The sequence below is a fragment of the Robinsoniella sp. genome, assembly GCF_034124845.1.
This window is the reverse complement of record NZ_JAWYAJ010000227.1, coordinates 1-17,317: the sequence shown is the minus strand read 5'-3', so window position 1 is coordinate 17,317 and position 17,317 is coordinate 1. Positions and strand designations below refer to the sequence as shown.

Genomic DNA, 17,317 nt, shown 5'->3' with positions numbered 1-17,317 from the left:
AGCAGCAGAACTGATGCTGGAAGCGAAAGGATTTAAGAATTCCGTTGTGAGCATTACAGACGACAAAGCAGATGTTGTGATCGGAATGGCTGAAATCTCTGACTCACAGAGAGCACAGATCGAAGATATTGTAAAACGTAAAACCAACATCGCAGGAGAAAATATTGTAATAACACCTATGACTCAGAGTGAATAGTGTTTTTTCAAGGGGAGTCAGACTGAAAAAAGTCTGTCTTCCCTGATTGACAGTTGACAAGAACCTTGTTAAAATAGCTAGAGCGTGTTTTGAAACACACCCAAAGCTGTCTTAAACTGCCTTGGATTGGAAACACATCCTGATAAGAGCAACTTTCAGACACGATCAGTAAAATAGATATATATGGAGGAATTACCGTGGGTAATAATATAACGAATGAAATAAAGAAAAGAAGAACCTTTGCCATCATTTCGCATCCGGATGCTGGTAAGACAACATTGACGGAAAAGTTTCTGCTTTATGGAGGCGCGATTAATTTAGCCGGTTCCGTAAAAGGAAAAGCAACTTCCAGACATGCAGTGTCGGACTGGATGGAAATCGAAAAGGAAAGGGGTATTTCGGTAACTTCCTCTGTATTACAGTTCAATTACGACGGATTCTGCATTAATATCCTGGACACACCGGGGCATCAGGATTTCTCGGAAGATACCTACCGTACACTGATGGCAGCAGATTCCGCAGTTATGGTCATCGATGCTTCCAAGGGTGTGGAGGCACAGACCAGAAAACTTTTTAAGGTATGCGTGATGCGTCATATCCCTATATTTACATTTATCAACAAGATGGACAGGGATGCCAACGATACCTTTGAATTATTAGATGATATTGAGAAGGAACTGGGAATTGCAACCTGTCCAGTTAACTGGCCCATTGGTTCCGGTAAAAATTTCAAGGGTGTCTATGAGCGTACAAGCCATAAGGTAACTACGTTTGCGGATACAGAAAAGGGAACAAAAGAAGGAGAAACCAGAGAATATGATCTGGATGATCCCCAGCTGGAAGCTTTTATCGGTATGGAAAATAAAGAACAGCTCCTGGAAGAAGTGGAATTATTGGATGGAGCAAGTGCGGAATTTGATCAGGAACTGGTGAGCAAGGGTGAATTGTCACCGGTATTTTTCGGATCTGCTCTTACGAACTTTGGAGTTGAGATCTTCTTAAAACATTTTTTGAAGATGACAAGTTCTCCCCTTCCAAGGAATGCGGACATTGGAGAAGTGAATCCCATGTCAGAGGATTTCTCGGCATTTGTATTTAAGATACAGGCAAACATGAATAAGGCACATCGGGACAGAATTGCATTTATGCGTATTTGTTCCGGTAAATTTGATGCGGGTATGGAAGTTTATCATGTACAGGGGGAGAAAAAGCTGCGTCTTTCCCAGCCACAGCAGATGATGGCACAGGAACGCCACATTGTAGATGAAGCTTATGCGGGAGATATCATCGGTGTCTTTGATCCGGGTATTTTTTCCATTGGAGATACGATCTGCTTGCCGGGGAAAAAATTTGCATATGAAGGAATCCCAACTTTTGCACCGGAGCACTTTGCCCGGGTACGCCAGGTGGATACCATGAAGAGAAAGCAGTTTGTCAAAGGCATTAACCAGATTGCCCAGGAAGGTGCAATCCAGATCTTTCAGGAATTTAACACCGGTATGGAAGAAATCATTGTGGGAGTAGTAGGTGTCCTGCAGTTTGAGGTATTGAAATACCGTCTGGAAAACGAATATAATGTGGAAATCCGTATGGAAACTCTGCCATACGAACATATCCGCTGGATCGAAAATAAAGAGTATGATATGGCGAAGCTGATTGGAACTTCCGATATGAAGAAGATCAAAGACCTGAAAGGAAACCCACTGCTGATCTGGGTGAATTCCTGGAGTATCCGTATGACCCAGGAGAGAAACGAAGGGCTTGTGCTTTCAGAATTTGGAAGATCTTAAGTGAAATATCTGAATGGAAAATGTGAATTTAAAACGGAATTAAAATAGAATGAAATCGAATTTAAAAAAGTAAAAATACTTGCTATACCAGAAAAAAAGTAGTATAATAATTTCTTCGGAAAGGGCCGTAAATCACGGTCCTTTTTTGCGTTTTTTTAACGGAAAATATCCTGCGCATTATGAAAAATTTAAACTTTATGGACTGCTTGTAAGAAAATGTCGGAGGTGCACATAATGAAACGGTTGGATAACAAGGACTGGCTGATGCTGAACAACATCATTTATAAGATTTATGCAACGGAAGAACTGACTGAAATGAGAAAGACACTGCTGGAGCAGCTGAAAATGGTACTGGATTTTGACAGCGCGGATTTTTTCTTGTGGAATTCCGCTGAGAAGGCTGGTCTTGCCAGTCCGGTGACTTATAACTGCGATGGGATGTATACACAGACCTGTGATTCTCCGGATTACAGCAAGGGGATACTGTATAGCGGCAAAAGTCTGGTGTATCGGGAAACAGACATTATTTCCGATGAAAAAAGGATGGAGAGCGAATATTATAAAAAGGTATATACGCCCAATAACTGGCACTATTCCCTCCAGATGATCCTGGCAAGGGATAAACAGTTTTTAGGTATAGTCACTTTTTACCGGACGATTGGTAAAGACAACTTTCAATATGACGATATTTTTCTATTGGATATGTTAAAAGATCATCTGGCATACCGGCTCCATCAGTCAGTTAAAGAGAAAACGATTCGCCATGATAAGATCAGCATTGTAGAAGCGGTGAAAAAATATGATTTAACCAACAGAGAGGAAACCATTCTGTCGCTGCTTTTAGAAGGAATGGATAATATTGCAATCAGCAATAAACTGGTGATCAGTGTAAATACACTGAAAAAGCATATACTTAATATCTACCGGAAACTGGGCATCAAAAATCGCGTTCAGATGTTTAAGATGATACGGGAACAGGTGTAGAATGTGGCTTTTGTATCTGTTTTGAGATGTGATGGAAAAAGGTTCTTTCCTATATAAAAGGGGATATGATACTATAAATTTTAAACTAAGGGAGGCACACCGGTAAAACCGGTGAAAACTTAGGAAGGGAACATAGCCTGCGCTGCGTTCCCTTCCTCTGAAACTAATATATCAAATTGAAACAAATATAACACGCTTTAGGATTCCTGGGTCTGTTTTTCTTGCAGAACATGAGTATCAAATGCGCTCCAGGAATCTCCCTGGGGAACCGTTGAGAACCATCCTCCGCAATATGGGCACTGGGCGGTACCGTCCTGCTGGTTTTCTGTAATATCATAATTATTGCCTTCCTGAGCTACATGACGGCCATAGGGACTTGTCCCGCTTTCATCCTGAATGGTTGAGAACCATTCACCGCAGTACTGGCACTGAGCGTCTGCATCGGTGGGGATACCTACCGATGATTCTGTGGTATTGTCAGAACTTGTCTGGGATTGTGATTCGGTAGTTGCCTCCTGGGTTACGGCTTCTGTTGTCTGCGGTGTTGTCTCAGGGACAGTCGTCTGGGGTGTTGGTATGGGTTCTGTTTCCGGCGCGGTAGTTTCACCCTTTAAGATGGGGGTTTTTTTGCTTTTGGCTGTATCGCTGTTTTTCTGTGTTTCTTTAGTGGTTGCCTTTTTGGTGGCTTCCGTCTTTGCAGTCGTTTTTTCAGTATCTCCGGATGAATCTCTCTGGCATGCAGTGAAACCAAGAGATAAACAAGCCAATATTAAAATTAATAGTCCTTTTTTCTTCATTTTAGTACCTCCTCATATATGTATGGTTATATTTTAGGCGAAAAGGAGAAAATAGGCAAGTAGAACTGCAAAATATTTTCATTTGCAAAAATCAGAAAATTTGGTATAATAAACATAGTGTAATAGAACAACGTGAGTAGGAGGTTGTTATTATGAGTAAAGAAGATAATCAATACGGTTATAATATACCAACAGATGAGAGTTTCGGACAGGTTCAGATTGCTGATGAAGTGGTGGCAATCATAGCAGGACTGGCAGCCACAGAGGTAGAGGGTGTAGCCAGCATGGAAGGTAATATTACAAAGGAGCTGGTTGGAAAGCTCGGAATGAAAAATTTATCAAAGGGTGTAAAGGTTGCGGTGCTGGACGGCATTGTAAATGTGGATATGACTTTGAATCTGGATTATGGTTACAGCATCGTGAAGACCAGTAAGAAAGTACAGGAAAAAGTAAAAGCATCCATAGAAAATATGACAGGACTAACCGTGGCAGATGTAAATATCAGAATTGCCGGCGTAACTATGGAAAAACGCAAATAATCAGTGGGATGTCTGAGAACGGACATCCCTTTTTTGCATGAAAAGAATATTTGTGGTAAGATACGAGAAAAAGGAAGACCCGGAGGAAAAATAATGGGCAGAAGAGAATTACGAGAACACATATTTAAGTTACTGTTTTTTACGGAGTTTCATGATGCAGAGGAAATGGGGCAGCAGCTTACCATGTACTTTGAGGATCTGGGTGATGTAGAAGAGAAGAACCAGGAGTATATAGAAGGCAAGTACCATATGATCCTGGAAAAAGAAACTGAAATTGATGCAGACATCGATCAGATTGCAGAAGGCTGGAAAACTACCCGTATGGGAAAAGTGGATCTGACCATTCTCCGTCTTGCGGTATATGAGATGAAATTTGATGAAGAAATTCCGGTTGGAGTAGCTATTAATGAAGCGGTTGAACTGGCGAAAAAATTCGGCGGAGATGATTCACCTGCATTTGTTAACGGAATTTTGGCTAAACTAGCGATATAGGGTTAGCCGTGTTTGAGAAGTATAGGAGATAAAATGCGAAATGTTTATTCCGTAGGCCAGGTAAATGCGTATATTAAAAATATGTTTACGCAGGATTTTATGCTGGCACGTATCTATGTAAAAGGAGAGGTCTCCAACTGCAAATACCATACATCCGGGCACATTTATTTTTCTTTGAAAGATGAAACGGGTACTATGGCTTGTGTGATGTTTGCAGGCTCAAGAAAAGGGCTGGCGTTTCCAATGAAAGACGGACAGCGTGTCATTGCAATGGGAAGTGTCAGTGTATATGAACGGGATGGGAGGTACCAGCTCTATGCCAGGGAAATTATTCTGGACGGGGCAGGGCTTCTCTATGAAAAGTATGAGGCATTAAAAAAAGAACTGGAAGAAATGGGTATGTTTGCGGCGGAATACAAGCAGGAAATTCCGGGGTTTGCCGGAAAAATCGGAATCGTAACGGCTCCCACCGGTGCTGCAATCCGCGATATTATGAATATCTCTTACCGCAGAAACCCTTATGTCCAGTTGATTTTATATCCGGCGCTGGTTCAGGGAGAAGGTGCGGCTGACAGCATTGTAAAGGGTATCCGGATGCTGGACCGCTGCGGGGTGGATACCATTATCGTAGGAAGAGGCGGCGGATCCATTGAGGATCTGTGGGCATTTAACGAAGAAAAGGTTGCCCGTGCAATTTTCCAGTGCCGTACCCCTGTGATTTCGGCAGTGGGACATGAGACCGATGTAACCATAGCCGATTATGTCGCGGATCTTCGGGCACCCACGCCTTCGGCGGCAGCAGAGCTGGCTGTGGCGGATATTTACGCCGTAAAAGAACAGATCATGCAGTATAAGAGAAGGCTGGCTGGGAAAATGTCGGAGTCCCTGGTGAGAAACCAGGAGCGGCTTATGAAGTACCAGCTGAAGCTGAATTACTTAAGCCCCCGGAACCAGATTCAGGAAAAGCGCCGGGGATTGGCTGAAAAAGAAGAGAAACTGAAGCGTCTGATGGAAAATCAGGTACAGGAAAAGCGCCAGTTTTTAATTGAGAAAGAAGATAAAATACAAAATCTGATGAACGACTGCCTTTTGGAGAAGCGGCATCAGTTTCGAATATATATAGAAAAAATGAAAGGCCTGTCTCCTCTGGAGAAGCTGAACCAGGGATATGCTTATGCAGCAGATGAAAAAGGAGCAACCCTGAGCAGTATCATGCAGGTTGAACCGGGAGAAAGGCTTAAGATATATGTAACTGACGGACGGATAGAAGCAGAGGTGAAGCAAAGAGAACCTCTGGACTATCAATAACAATCAGGAGTTTGATTTATGGATAAAAAAGAAGAAAAAGAACTTACGCTGGAAGAATCCTTTGCGCAGCTGGATAAAATGATTGAAGCGCTTGAAAGCAGGGATATTTCACTGGAAGATTCTTTTAAAACATATCAGTCGGGAATGGAACTTTTAAAGAGCTGTAATGAAAAAATTGATACAGTGGAAAAGAAAATGCAAGTGATCAATGAAAATGGTGAGCTGAATGAATTTTAATGAAGAGATGAAAGAGCAGATCGCTCAGGTTAAGAACGTAATCAGACAGTATCTTCCTCAGGAAGAGGGGTTCCAGAAGACACTGCTGGAGGCCATGAATTACAGTATGCTGGCAGGAGGCAAAAGACTCCGCCCGCTCCTTATGATGGAGTCTTACCGGTTGTTCGGCGGGACAGGTAAAATAGTGGAGCCATTTATGGCGGCAATGGAGATGATCCATACCCATTCCCTGATCCACGATGATCTTCCGGCTATGGATAATGACGAGTACCGCAGAGGCAGAAAAACCACCCATGTAGTTTATGGGGAAGCCATGGGTATCCTGGCTGGAGACGGTCTTTTGAATTATGCCTATGAGACGGCGTCAAAAGCTTTTGATATGGAACCTGATAATGTGCGCATTGGTCAGGCTTTCCGGGTATTGACAGCGAAGACAGGGATATGCGGCATGATCGGTGGCCAGTCGGTGGATGTGGAAGCATCCGGCAAACCCCTTGAGCGGGAACGCCTGGATTTTATTTACCGTTTGAAAACCAGTGCCCTGATTGAAGGCTCCATGATGGTGGGAGCCATACTGGCTGGAGCTTCCAGGGAAGAAGTAAGTCTGATGGAAGCCATTGCGGCGGATATTGGACTGGCTTTCCAGATCCAGGATGATATCCTGGACGTTACAAGTACTACAAAAGCGCTTGGAAAGCCGGTAAAAAGTGATGAAAAGAATCATAAGACCACGTATGTAACCCTGCGGGGACTGAAAGAAGCGAAACAAGACGTAGCACAGATATCAAACCGTGCAATACGTATCCTGGATTCTCTTCCCCAGAAAAATGATTTTCTGCGCAGTCTGATTCTGCAGTTGGTGAATAGAGAGAATTAGAAGGTGAACCAATGGTTTTAGATAAGATTCAAAAGGAAAATGATATTAAAGAATTAGATAGGGAAGAGCTGGTATTGCTGGCGGATGAGATACGTGAATTTCTGATTCATAAAATCAGTATCTCCGGAGGGCACCTTGCCTCTAATCTGGGAGTGGTTGAGTTAACCATGGCAATGCATCTGACGTTTCAACTGCCGGATGATAAAATGATCTGGGATGTGGGACATCAGTCCTATACCCATAAACTGCTTACCGGAAGAAAGAACGGTTTTGACCAGCTGCGTAAGTATGGGGGCATGAGCGGTTTCCCTAAGCGCAAAGAGAGCCTCTGTGATGCATTCGACACCGGACACAGTTCCACTTCTATTTCAGCAGGGCTGGGATATGCCCAGGCTAGGGATATTAAAGGGGAGAAGCACTATGTGATCTCTGTCATCGGAGACGGTGCCCTGACCGGGGGAATGGCATATGAAGCCCTGAACAATGCTTCCCAGATCAAAACGAATTATATAATCGTCTTAAATGATAATAATATGTCCATTTCAGAAAATGTAGGAGGTATGTCCTCTTATCTGGGTAATCTGAGGACAGCAGATGCTTATACCGAACTGAAATCGGGTGTTACCAATACCCTTTCCAAAATCCCGGTATATGGCGACCGCATTGTGAAGCGCATCCGGAAGACCAAAAGCGGAATCAAGCAGCTTTTCATACCGGGAATGCTGTTTGAGGAAATGGGAATTACCTATCTGGGACCGATAGACGGTCACAATATGGAACAGGTATGTAAAACGTTCCGGGAGGCCAAGAAAGTAAATGGTGCCGTTCTGGTCCATGTCTGTACAAAAAAGGGGAAAGGCTATGAACCTGCAGAGCGTCATCCAGCCAGATTCCATGGAGCAGAACCTTTTGAAATAGAGACGGGAATTCCAAAGTCAAAAAGAATTAAATCCAATTATACGGACATCTTTTCAACAGTGATGCGTAAATTGGGAGACCGTGAGCCGGATGTTGTGGCTGTGACGGCTGCTATGCCGGACGGTACCGGACTGAAGCGTTTCCGCAACATGTTCCCGGAGCGGTTCTTTGATGTGGGTATTGCGGAAGAACATGCGGTTACTTTTGCGGCGGGACTTGCAGCTGCAGGGCTTAAGCCGGTAGTTGCCGTATATTCCTCTTTTTTACAGAGAGCATATGACCAGGTACTCCATGACGTTTGTATTCAAAATCTGCATGTAATTTTTGCAATAGACCGGGCTGGTCTGGTTGGAAGCGACGGAGAAACTCATCAGGGAATTTTTGATCTTTCCTATTTGTCCAGTATTCCCAATATGTGTATCATGGCGCCCAAAAACAAATGGGAACTTTCCGATATGATGAAATTTGCAGTTGCCTATCACGGACCCATTGCACTGCGCTATCCCAGAGGGGAAGCTTACGACGGTCTTCGGGAATTCCGGGAACCGGTGAAGTATGGCAAGAGCGAAGTGATCTATGATGAAAGTGAAATCGCCCTGGTGGCAGTTGGAAGCATGGTGAAGACAGCGAAAGAAGTCCGTTCCAGATTAAGGGATACGGGATACAGCTGTTCCCTTGTAAATGCCAGATTTGTGAAACCCTATGACAGCGAACTCTTATTAGAACTGCAGAAGGAACACCGACTGGTGGTAACCCTGGAGGAAAATGTAAAGAGCGGGGGATACGGGGAAGCGGTACTGGATTATTTTAACCAGATCGGAAGTTCTGTGAAGGTTCTGAACATTACCCTGCCGGATGATTATGTAGAGCATGGCAATGTAGACGTACTGAAACAGGAAGTAGGAATTGACGCAGATTCTGTGGAGAAAAAAATTCTGGCTGCTTATATCGGGTTATGATCAGGCAGACAGTTAGGAGATACCATGAAGGAACGTTTAGATCTATTATTAGTGCAGCGGCAGCTGGCTGCCTCCAGAGAGAAGGCGAAAGCAATTATTATGTCCGGAAATGTCTATGTAAACGGACAGAAAGAGGATAAAGCCGGTTCCACTTTTGATGAGAAATCAGAAATAGAAGTAAGAGGAAATACCCTGAAATATGTCAGCCGCGGAGGGCTGAAACTGGAAAAGGCAATGAGTCATTTTGATATAACACTGGATGGAAAAGTCTGCATGGATGTAGGCTCTTCCACCGGCGGCTTTACGGACTGCATGCTGCAAAACGGAGCAGTGAAAGTATATGCGGTAGATGTGGGACACGGGCAGCTGGACTGGAAGCTTCGGCAGGACGAGCGGGTAATCTGTATGGAAAAGACGAATATCCGCTACGTGGAGCCGGAGAACATTGAAGAATTAGTGGAGTTTTCATCCATTGATGTCTCTTTTATTTCTTTGACAAAGGTTCTGCTTCCGGTGCGGAATCTGCTGACGGATAACGGACAGATTGCCTGCCTGATCAAACCCCAGTTTGAAGCAGGAAGGGAAAAGGTTGGCAAAAAAGGAGTTGTACGTGACAGCAAGGTTCACGAAGAAGTAATTCATAAAGTGATCGCCTATGCGGTGAGCATTTCATTTGAAGTGCTGGGTCTGGAGTTTTCTCCCATTAAGGGACCGGAAGGCAATATAGAATATCTGCTTTATCTTCAGAAGCAGCCGGAAGGCACATCGTGGGAGCAGATTCCATTTTCGGTGGAAGAGATTGTAAAGGAAGCACATAAAAAGTTAGAGCATGTTTGATCATTTATTCCGCAAACTGGAACGCACAGCTGTCAGAAAGCAATTTTCAAACACGCTTTAGAGCGAGCCTGACCCTGGGACTGTGTTGCATAATGAACCAGCTCTTATTGGACACGCTTAGAAGAATTCGAGGTATGGCAGTATGGATAAATTTTACGTGATAACGAATTGCTTGAAAGATCCGGATATGGAAACCACAAAATCTATCCGGGATTATCTGGAAAGCCAGGGGAAAGTCTGCATGATACAGCAGCGTCCGGGCAAAAATAAATTACATAATTATAAGTATACCAATGCAGCACTCATTCCGCCGGATGTGGACTGTGTATTGGTGCTGGGCGGCGATGGAACTCTTTTGCAGGCATCACGTGATCTGGTTGAACGCAATATTCCTCTTCTGGGAATTAATCTGGGTACCCTGGGCTATCTGGCTGAGATCGACCGATCTAATATTAAGCCTGCACTGGATAAGCTGCTTCTGGATGAATATGAGATTCACGAGCGGATGATGTTAAGCGGAACGGCTTATCACCAGAATAAAAAGCTGATGAGTGATATTGCGTTAAATGATATCGTGATCGGACGTAATGGGAGACTGCGTATTATTGATTTGAATATTTATGTCAATGATGAATTTCTAAATTCCTATAGTGCGGACGGCATCATTATTTCGACACCAACCGGATCCACCGGTTACAGCTTATCAGCAGGGGGGCCCATCGTTTCCCCTGAGTCGGAGATCATTATGATAACGCCCATAGCGCCCCATACGCTGAATACCAGAAGTATTGTATTGCCCCATGATGCGAAAATCACGGTGGAAATCGGAGAAGGACACAGCACCAGAGAGGGCGCCGAAGCCACTTTTGACGGAGATACTTCTGTGAATTTAAATTGTAATGACCAGATTGTCATCACAAAGGCTGACCGGTGCGCAAGGCTGGTTAAAATAAATAATATCAGTTTTTTAGAAATATTACGAAAGAAAATGTACCAGACATAGGAGGTGTGGCATGAAAATAGGCAGACAAGCCAAAATAGTAGATATCATTAACCGCTATGAGATAGAGACGCAGGAGGAACTGGCGGAGCGGTTAAACCAGGAAGGTTTCCGGGTAACACAGGCTACCGTTTCCAGAGATATCCGTGAATTAAAATTAACGAAAATTGCCATAAACGGCGGAAGGCAGAAATATGCGGTGATGCAGGCAAACGGCAATGGAATGAATGAAAAGTATCTGCGGGTCTTAAAAGACGGATTCGCATCCATGGACATGGCGCAGAATATTCTGGTGGTGAAAACAGTGTCCGGTATGGCTATGGCGGTGGCAGCAGCTTTGGATGCTATGCACTGGCCGGAAATCGCAGGATGCATTGCAGGAGATGATACCATCATGTGTGCAATCCGAAGCGTGGATGATACACTGCTGGTTATGGATAAAATCCGTAAAATTGTAGGAACAGAGCACAAATGATCTTTTGTCGGGAGAGGTAGAAGGATAAGCTTATGTTACTAAATCTACACGTAAAAAATATGGCGTTAATACAGGAACTGGAGGTAGACTTCAGAAAAGGTCTGAACATACTTACAGGTGAGACAGGAGCTGGTAAATCCATTATTATCGGCTCTGTTAACGTTGCGCTGGGACTGAAAAGTTTTAAAGAATTTGCAAGAGAAGATGCAGATTACGCTTTAGCCGAACTGGTGTTTTCTGTGGAGCAGGAAAGTCAGAAAAAACAGATTCTGGATATGGACATACCCATTGAAGAAGATCAGGTAATTATTTCCAGAAAGCTGATGAACGGAAGAAGCATTACAAAAGTAAATGGAGAAACGGTTCCGGTTTCGGTTGTAAAAGAACTGGCGGAGATTCTGATTGACATTCATGGCCAGCACGAACACCAGTCACTGCTGAACAAAAAAAATCATTTACAGATATTGGATGAATTTGCGAAAGAAGAGCTGGCAAAATATAAAGAGAAAGGTGCGGCTCTCTATAAAAAATATACAAAAATCAGGCATCAGTTATCGGAAACCAGAATGGATGAGGCACAGAAAGCCAAAGAAATGGATTTTCTCCAGTTTGAAGTAGATGAAATCCAGGAGGCGAAATTAAAAATAGGAGAGGATGAAGAACTGGAGTCACAGTTTCGGAAGCTCTCCAATGGAAAAAAGATCATTGAGTATATCACAGAAATCCATGACCTGTGCGGAAACGACAGTATGTCCGGGGCTGCTGAAAACCTGGGCAGATCCTTAAGAGACCTCTCTGTGGTTGCAGAGTATGATCAGGAGCTGCAGGGACTATATAACCAGCTTGCAGATGTGGAAAGCCTGCTGTCGGATTTTAACAGGGAACTCAGTGCCTATATGGGCAGTATATCTTTTGACGGAGAAGATTTTGCAAAAATTGAAGACCGGCTTGATTTTATTAATCATTTAAAATCAAAGTGCGGCAACAGTATAGAAGCAATTCTGGCATATCAGGCTGAAAAAGAAAAGAGACTGTCGGAACTACAGGATTACGATGCCTATATGGAACGTTTAAACGGGGAATTGGAGGCTTGTAAGTCGGAACTTGATAAAAATGCCGCTAAAATGTCTGCGATTCGTAAATCCTATGGAAAAAGGCTTGCTAAGACTATCCGGGATGCATTAGTAGACCTGAATTTCCTGGAAGTACAGTTTGAAATTGCAGTCTGCCAGACCGGACAGGCGGATGCCAATGGATATGACGAAGTCTGTTTTATGATCTCTACGAATCCGGGAGAAACGGTAAAACCGCTTGGCAGTGTGGCTTCGGGAGGGGAACTCTCCAGGATTATGCTTGCGATTAAAACGGTTCTGGCAGATAAAGATGCTACGGAAACCCTGATTTTTGATGAAATTGATGTGGGAATCAGCGGCAGGACTGCCCAGAAAGTTTCGGAAAAACTGGCAGTAATTGCAAGAAACCACCAGGTCATCTGTATCACCCATCTGGCGCAGATTGCATCCATGTCAGACAGCCATTATGTCATTGAGAAAAAAATTGTCAAAAACAATACGGTGACATCCATCCGGGAACTGTCTGAAACGGAGAGTATACATGAGATTGCCCGGATTCTGGGCGGTGCAAAAATTACCGATACGGTTATGGAAAGCGCGAAGGAAATGAAAGAATTGGCATTATGTACAAAAAAATACTAGAGTGAATCGGCTGCGATACTCACATACTAAAAAAGGATATACCCAGTGTATATTCTTTTTATTTTTGTAAACTTTGATTAGAAAAGTATGAAAAAGACAATACTTTTACATTAGACTGCTTAGGCTGTTTGTGTGGTTAATCTAAGAATGCAAAAAATGAATTTGAAAGGATGTGAGCATGTGGCAAAGAATAGAAAGCGTTGCAGGAAGATCATAATTTCAGTATTAGCATTTGTTCTTCTTGTCAGCCTTACAGGGGCATTTTTAATAGACCGCAGCATACCGGATCGCTTACAGGTGGTATCGGGAGACAGGAAATCTCAGATTTTAAGGTATCCATTTGATACCATTATTGAGGAAAACGTGGCAAAGGCTGCCAGCCAGAACGGATCCAACATTCCTCAGGATAATCTGAATATGAGTGCAGAGGAACCATATACCATTGAATGCAAATTGTTTGGTGTAATTCCGGTGAAGAACATCCAGGTCGATGTGGTAGAAAGAAGTAAGGTGATTCCCTGCGGAAGCCCTGTGGGTATCTATATGAAAACTCGAGGCATACTGGTGGTGGGAACCGGAGCGGTAAACGGCATGGACGGAGTAGATTATGAACCGGCGGCATCGGTTGTCCAGTCAGGTGATTATATCCTGGGAGTAAATGGAAATCCGATATCAGATAAAAAAGAATTGATCTCACGGATCAATGAATCCGGTGGGTCGGATATTACGCTGGAGGTACAGAGAAAGGGTGAGATCACAGATCTGAAAGTCACTCCGGTCATGACCGGAACTTCAGAATATAAGACGGGAATCTGGGTAAGGGACGATACCCAGGGTATCGGAACACTGACCTATGTGGACGAAAATGGTAATTATGGAGCATTGGGACACGGAATCAGTGATGTAGATACCAGTACCCTCTTGTCATTACAGGAAGGAAAATTATATCCTTCCGACATTATTTCCGTTGTAAAGGGTGAAAAAGGCGTTCCGGGGGAACTGGCTGGTGTTATCCGCTATGACGAAAACGAAGTGATGGGAAGTATCACCGCAAATACAGAAGCGGGAATCTTCGGAAAAGTGACAGATTCTTTTAAATCTCAGCTGAAAGGAACACCAATTGAGGTTGGGCTTAAGCAGGAGATCGAAACAGGTCCGGCAACCATCCTATGTACCGTGGATGGAACAGTAAAAGAATACGACATAGAAATCGAAAAAGTTTTGTTAAACAGCAGCGATGTGAATAAAAGCATGGTGATTAAAGTGACAGATGAGGAATTACTGCAGAAAACAGGCGGAATTGTGCAGGGAATGAGCGGAAGCCCCATCATACAAAATGGCAAATTAATCGGTGCAGTGACCCATGTTTTCATCCAGGATTCGACAAGCGGATTCGGTATTTTCGCGGAAAACATGATTTTTGTCGATTCTTGATGACAAGTTTTTCTTGATAATAGGTTCAAATGTTATATAATACAATTAGTTTTTGTTCGTGACAATTTATGGTATGGGCAAACATTAAATTTAGCGTACAATGACAAAAAAGTAAAATTGGAGGAGAGATTTGTGGAAAAATTAAATATAGCGATCGCTGACGATAATGAGAGAGTCGTCCAGTTACTGGATAACATTGTTGGCAGCGATGACGAACTTAACGTTGTGGGGAAGGCGGCGAATGGTGAAGAGCTTGTAGACATTATTAAACAAAAAGAACCGGATGTAGTACTTTTAGATATTATTATGCCGAAGGTTGACGGACTTACCGTCATGGACCGGATCAATAAAGATAAGACAGTTAAGAAACATCCGGCATTTATTGTCATTACGGCAATCGGACAGGAAAAGATTACGGAAGATGCATTTGAACTTGGGGCGGATTATTATATTTTAAAACCATTCGACAACGATATGGTTATCAACAGAATTAAGCACGTAAGAAGAAACAGAGAAAGAAACTTTGCCGAGGTACGTAAAGTAAACGCGTACGAAAGCAAGAATGAATATATGGAACGCAACCTGGAAACGGATGTTACAAATATTATTCATGAAATTGGCGTTCCGGCACATATCAAAGGTTATCAGTATTTGCGTGATTCCATCATTATGTCGGTAAATGATATGGAAATGCTGAACTCAATCACTAAAATTTTATATCCAACAATAGCGAAAAAGCATCAGACGACGCCAAGCCGTGTGGAAAGAGCGATACGTCATGCGATTGAAGTAGCCTGGAGCCGTGGGAAAATGGACACTATCGACGAACTTTTTGGCTATACGGTAAGTAATGGAAAGGGTAAACCAACGAACTCTGAGTTTATTGCCCTGATTGCGGACAAGATCAGATTGGAATATAAAAACAGATAATGCTTTCCATAACGCCTAAAATGAGGTATAATGTATGATTATAAGACAAATCTACATTAGGGAGGGTATGGTATGAAGAAAGTATTATTTGTCGCATCAGAGTGTGTCCCTTTTATTAAAACGGGAGGTCTTGCGGACGTAGTAGGATCACTTCCGAAATGTTTTAACAAAGAAGAATTTGATGTACGTGTAATTTTGCCCAAATATATGTGCATGAAAGATGAGTACAAGAGCCAGATGAATTATGTAAGTCATTTCTATATGGATTTGGCATGGCGTTCTCAATATGTGGGAATACTGGAAATGAAATATGAGGGAATTCAGTTTTATTTTATTGATAATGAATATTACCTGTCAGGACCGAAACCCTATGGTAATATTTATGAAGATATTGAGAAGTTTGCATTTTTTTCCAAGGCCGCGCTCTCGGCGCTGCCGGTAATTGGATTCAGGCCGGATATCGTACACTGCCATGACTGGCAGACCGGATTAATACCGGTGTATCTGAAGGATCGGTTCCATGAGGGAGAATTCTTCAGCAGCATGAAATCCATTATGACCATACATAATCTGAAATTCCAGGGAGTCTGGGATGTGAAGACTGTAAAAGATATAACAGGACTGCCTGCATACTATTTTGCGCCCGACAAATTAGAAGCGTTCGGGGATGCAAATTATTTAAAAGGCGGCATCGTATATGCCGATGCAGTGACTACAGTCAGCGATACTTATGCGGAAGAAATTAAAACACCATTTTATGGCGAGCACTTAGACGGCCTTATGAGAGCCAGAGCTAACTGCTTGTCAGGAATTGTCAACGGAATTGATTATGATGAATATAATCCGGAGACAGATCAGTATATAGTTAAGAATTATAATGCGAAAAATTTCCGAAAAGAAAAGATAAAGAATAAACGCGCTCTGCAGCAGGAATTAGGCTTGGAACAAAATGATAAGAAGTTCTTGATAGGTGTTGTATCCAGGCTGACAGATCAAAAAGGGTTTGATTTGATCGCCTATATAATGGATGAAATGTGCCAGCAGCAGGATTGGCAGTTCGTTATACTGGGAACTGGTGAAGAGAAATATGAGAATATGTTCCGGCATTTCGCATGGAAATATCAGGGAAAGGTAGCGGCTTGTATCTATTATTCCGAAGCGATGTCTCACAAGATCTATGCTTCCAGCGATGCATTCCTGATGCCGTCTTTATTCGAACCATGCGGACTCAGCCAGTTAATGAGCCTACGTTACGGTACCGTGCCGATTGTAAGGGAAACAGGAGGTTTAAAAGATACCGTATGGCCATATAATGAATATGAAAGTACAGGAACCGGATTCAGCTTTGCAAATTATAATGCCCATGAAATGTTCAATACAATTAAATATGCATATTACGTTTTCAATGAGAAAAAACGTGAATGGAATAAATTAATCGACAGAGGCATGGCAGCAGATTTCTCCTGGGACACATCTGCCCAGAAATATGCAGAGCTTTATAACCGCTTATAAGAATAGTTTTCCTCCTTTTTAGACATACTAGTAAGGTAAAATAGATATGTCAAAAAGGAGGAATTTTTTATGGCAGAAATATCAGAATTAGATTTACAGAACCTGCGTCATCTCATCGGTGGTTGCGCTACTACTCACTGTAAAATGACTGCATATGCATCTCAGGCACAGGACCCTGGTGTAAAACAGTTTTTCCAGAAATCAGCTCAGTCTGCAATGGAAACGAAGCAGCAGTTAATGGGATTCTTACAGTAATCAACAGGAGGAAAATAACATGGATGAAAAAACAATGGTATCTGACACGCTTGTAGGTATTA

Annotated in this window: 19 protein-coding genes; 18 read left to right on the top strand and 1 reads right to left on the bottom strand. The window is 42.8% G+C overall.

The features are described from left to right. The 3 genes from ACH2DQ_RS11095 to ACH2DQ_RS11085 form a co-directional block, all read left to right on the top strand. Positions 1–196: SpoIIIAH-like family protein (locus tag ACH2DQ_RS11095; protein ID WP_395026739.1), on the top strand; the 196-nt coding region annotated here is incomplete at its 5' end. A gap of 191 nt (positions 197–387) precedes the next feature. Then, positions 388–1,986, top strand: a complete 1,599-nt coding sequence (locus tag ACH2DQ_RS11090) for a peptide chain release factor 3 (protein ID WP_394914415.1) — start codon at positions 388–390, stop codon at positions 1,984–1,986. Positions 1,987–2,220: 234 nt separating this feature from the next. Next, complete coding sequence (locus ACH2DQ_RS11085) at positions 2,221–2,970, top strand: helix-turn-helix transcriptional regulator (protein WP_394914342.1); 750 nt, start codon at positions 2,221–2,223, stop codon at positions 2,968–2,970. 197 nt (positions 2,971–3,167) lie between these two features. Here the strand turns inward: ACH2DQ_RS11085 and ACH2DQ_RS11080 are convergent, their stop codons facing one another. Next, a complete protein-coding gene (locus ACH2DQ_RS11080; protein ID WP_394914343.1) occupies positions 3,168–3,767 on the bottom strand; it encodes a hypothetical protein in 600 nt (199 codons plus the stop codon). A 152-nt stretch (positions 3,768–3,919) separates the two neighbouring features. Between ACH2DQ_RS11080 and ACH2DQ_RS11075 the strand changes: the two genes are divergently transcribed. The 15 genes from ACH2DQ_RS11075 to ACH2DQ_RS11005 all read left to right on the top strand — a co-directional run bounded on the left by ACH2DQ_RS11075 (position 3,920) and on the right by ACH2DQ_RS11005 (position 17,255). After that, complete coding sequence (locus tag ACH2DQ_RS11075; protein WP_394914344.1) at positions 3,920–4,306, top strand: Asp23/Gls24 family envelope stress response protein; 387 nt, start codon at positions 3,920–3,922, stop codon at positions 4,304–4,306. Positions 4,307–4,399: 93 nt separating this feature from the next. Continuing rightward, entirely contained in the window at positions 4,400–4,798 is a 399-nt protein-coding gene (gene nusB / locus ACH2DQ_RS11070) for a transcription antitermination factor NusB (protein ID WP_394914345.1), read from the top strand. A gap of 33 nt (positions 4,799–4,831) precedes the next feature. After that, the gene (gene xseA, locus ACH2DQ_RS11065) at positions 4,832–6,106 is read left to right on the top strand and encodes an exodeoxyribonuclease VII large subunit (RefSeq protein ID WP_394914346.1); all 1,275 of its coding nucleotides are present in this window, start codon (positions 4,832–4,834) and stop codon (positions 6,104–6,106) included. Between the two features lie 18 nt (positions 6,107–6,124). After that, positions 6,125–6,343 carry an exodeoxyribonuclease VII small subunit gene (gene xseB, locus ACH2DQ_RS11060; protein WP_394914347.1) on the top strand — a complete coding sequence of 73 codons (219 nt, stop codon included), beginning with the start codon at positions 6,125–6,127 and terminating at the stop codon, positions 6,341–6,343. Further along, positions 6,333–7,220 (top strand): polyprenyl synthetase family protein, encoded by an 888-nt coding sequence (locus ACH2DQ_RS11055; protein ID WP_394914348.1) that lies wholly within the window; start codon positions 6,333–6,335, stop codon positions 7,218–7,220. Before xseB ends, ACH2DQ_RS11055 begins: the two co-directional genes overlap by 11 nt. A gap of 11 nt (positions 7,221–7,231) precedes the next feature. Next, on the top strand, positions 7,232–9,097 hold the full coding sequence (dxs, locus tag ACH2DQ_RS11050; protein WP_394914349.1) for a 1-deoxy-D-xylulose-5-phosphate synthase: 1,866 nt from the start codon (positions 7,232–7,234) through the stop codon (positions 9,095–9,097). A gap of 24 nt (positions 9,098–9,121) precedes the next feature. Then, complete coding sequence (locus ACH2DQ_RS11045; protein ID WP_394914350.1) at positions 9,122–9,934, top strand: TlyA family RNA methyltransferase; 813 nt, start codon at positions 9,122–9,124, stop codon at positions 9,932–9,934. Next, a complete protein-coding gene (locus ACH2DQ_RS11040) occupies positions 9,931–10,095 on the top strand; it encodes a DUF6783 domain-containing protein (protein ID WP_394914351.1) in 165 nt (54 codons plus the stop codon). The genes ACH2DQ_RS11045 and ACH2DQ_RS11040 overlap by 4 nt, the downstream gene beginning before the upstream one ends. Next, entirely contained in the window at positions 10,077–10,937 is an 861-nt protein-coding gene (locus tag ACH2DQ_RS11035; RefSeq protein ID WP_394914352.1) for an NAD(+)/NADH kinase, read from the top strand. Before ACH2DQ_RS11040 ends, ACH2DQ_RS11035 begins: the two co-directional genes overlap by 19 nt. A gap of 10 nt (positions 10,938–10,947) precedes the next feature. Continuing rightward, entirely contained in the window at positions 10,948–11,409 is a 462-nt protein-coding gene (argR, locus tag ACH2DQ_RS11030; RefSeq protein ID WP_394914353.1) for an arginine repressor, read from the top strand. A gap of 32 nt (positions 11,410–11,441) precedes the next feature. Further along, a complete protein-coding gene (gene recN / locus ACH2DQ_RS11025; RefSeq protein ID WP_394914354.1) occupies positions 11,442–13,124 on the top strand; it encodes a DNA repair protein RecN in 1,683 nt (560 codons plus the stop codon). Positions 13,125–13,304: 180 nt separating this feature from the next. Continuing rightward, on the top strand, positions 13,305–14,558 hold the full coding sequence (spoIVB, locus tag ACH2DQ_RS11020; RefSeq protein ID WP_394914355.1) for a SpoIVB peptidase: 1,254 nt from the start codon (positions 13,305–13,307) through the stop codon (positions 14,556–14,558). Positions 14,559–14,690: 132 nt separating this feature from the next. Next, positions 14,691–15,488, top strand: coding sequence for a sporulation transcription factor Spo0A (gene spo0A / locus ACH2DQ_RS11015; protein ID WP_394914356.1), 798 nt, complete (start codon positions 14,691–14,693; stop codon positions 15,486–15,488). A 72-nt stretch (positions 15,489–15,560) separates the two neighbouring features. Beyond that, positions 15,561–17,000, top strand: coding sequence for a glycogen synthase GlgA (glgA, locus tag ACH2DQ_RS11010; protein ID WP_394914357.1), 1,440 nt, complete (start codon positions 15,561–15,563; stop codon positions 16,998–17,000). A gap of 69 nt (positions 17,001–17,069) precedes the next feature. After that, the gene (locus ACH2DQ_RS11005) at positions 17,070–17,255 is read left to right on the top strand and encodes a hypothetical protein (RefSeq protein WP_027293838.1); all 186 of its coding nucleotides are present in this window, start codon (positions 17,070–17,072) and stop codon (positions 17,253–17,255) included. Positions 17,256–17,317 lie beyond the last annotated feature (62 nt).

Coding starts and splice junctions, on each gene's coding strand:
- xseB (WP_394914347.1), top strand. CDS start 6,125: ATGGATAAAAAAGAAGAAAAAGAACTTACGCTGGAAGAATCCTTTGCG.
- glgA (WP_394914357.1), top strand. CDS start 15,561: ATGAAGAAAGTATTATTTGTCGCATCAGAGTGTGTCCCTTTTATTAAA.
- xseA (WP_394914346.1), top strand. CDS start 4,832: ATGCGAAATGTTTATTCCGTAGGCCAGGTAAATGCGTATATTAAAAAT.
- ACH2DQ_RS11080 (WP_394914343.1), bottom strand. CDS start 3,767: ATGAAGAAAAAAGGACTATTAATTTTAATATTGGCTTGTTTATCTCTT.
- ACH2DQ_RS11005 (WP_027293838.1), top strand. CDS start 17,070: ATGGCAGAAATATCAGAATTAGATTTACAGAACCTGCGTCATCTCATC.
- dxs (WP_394914349.1), top strand. CDS start 7,232: ATGGTTTTAGATAAGATTCAAAAGGAAAATGATATTAAAGAATTAGAT.
- ACH2DQ_RS11045 (WP_394914350.1), top strand. CDS start 9,122: ATGAAGGAACGTTTAGATCTATTATTAGTGCAGCGGCAGCTGGCTGCC.
- argR (WP_394914353.1), top strand. CDS start 10,948: ATGAAAATAGGCAGACAAGCCAAAATAGTAGATATCATTAACCGCTAT.
- ACH2DQ_RS11035 (WP_394914352.1), top strand. CDS start 10,077: ATGGATAAATTTTACGTGATAACGAATTGCTTGAAAGATCCGGATATG.
- nusB (WP_394914345.1), top strand. CDS start 4,400: ATGGGCAGAAGAGAATTACGAGAACACATATTTAAGTTACTGTTTTTT.
- ACH2DQ_RS11075 (WP_394914344.1), top strand. CDS start 3,920: ATGAGTAAAGAAGATAATCAATACGGTTATAATATACCAACAGATGAG.
- ACH2DQ_RS11085 (WP_394914342.1), top strand. CDS start 2,221: ATGAAACGGTTGGATAACAAGGACTGGCTGATGCTGAACAACATCATT.
- ACH2DQ_RS11055 (WP_394914348.1), top strand. CDS start 6,333: ATGAATTTTAATGAAGAGATGAAAGAGCAGATCGCTCAGGTTAAGAAC.
- recN (WP_394914354.1), top strand. CDS start 11,442: ATGTTACTAAATCTACACGTAAAAAATATGGCGTTAATACAGGAACTG.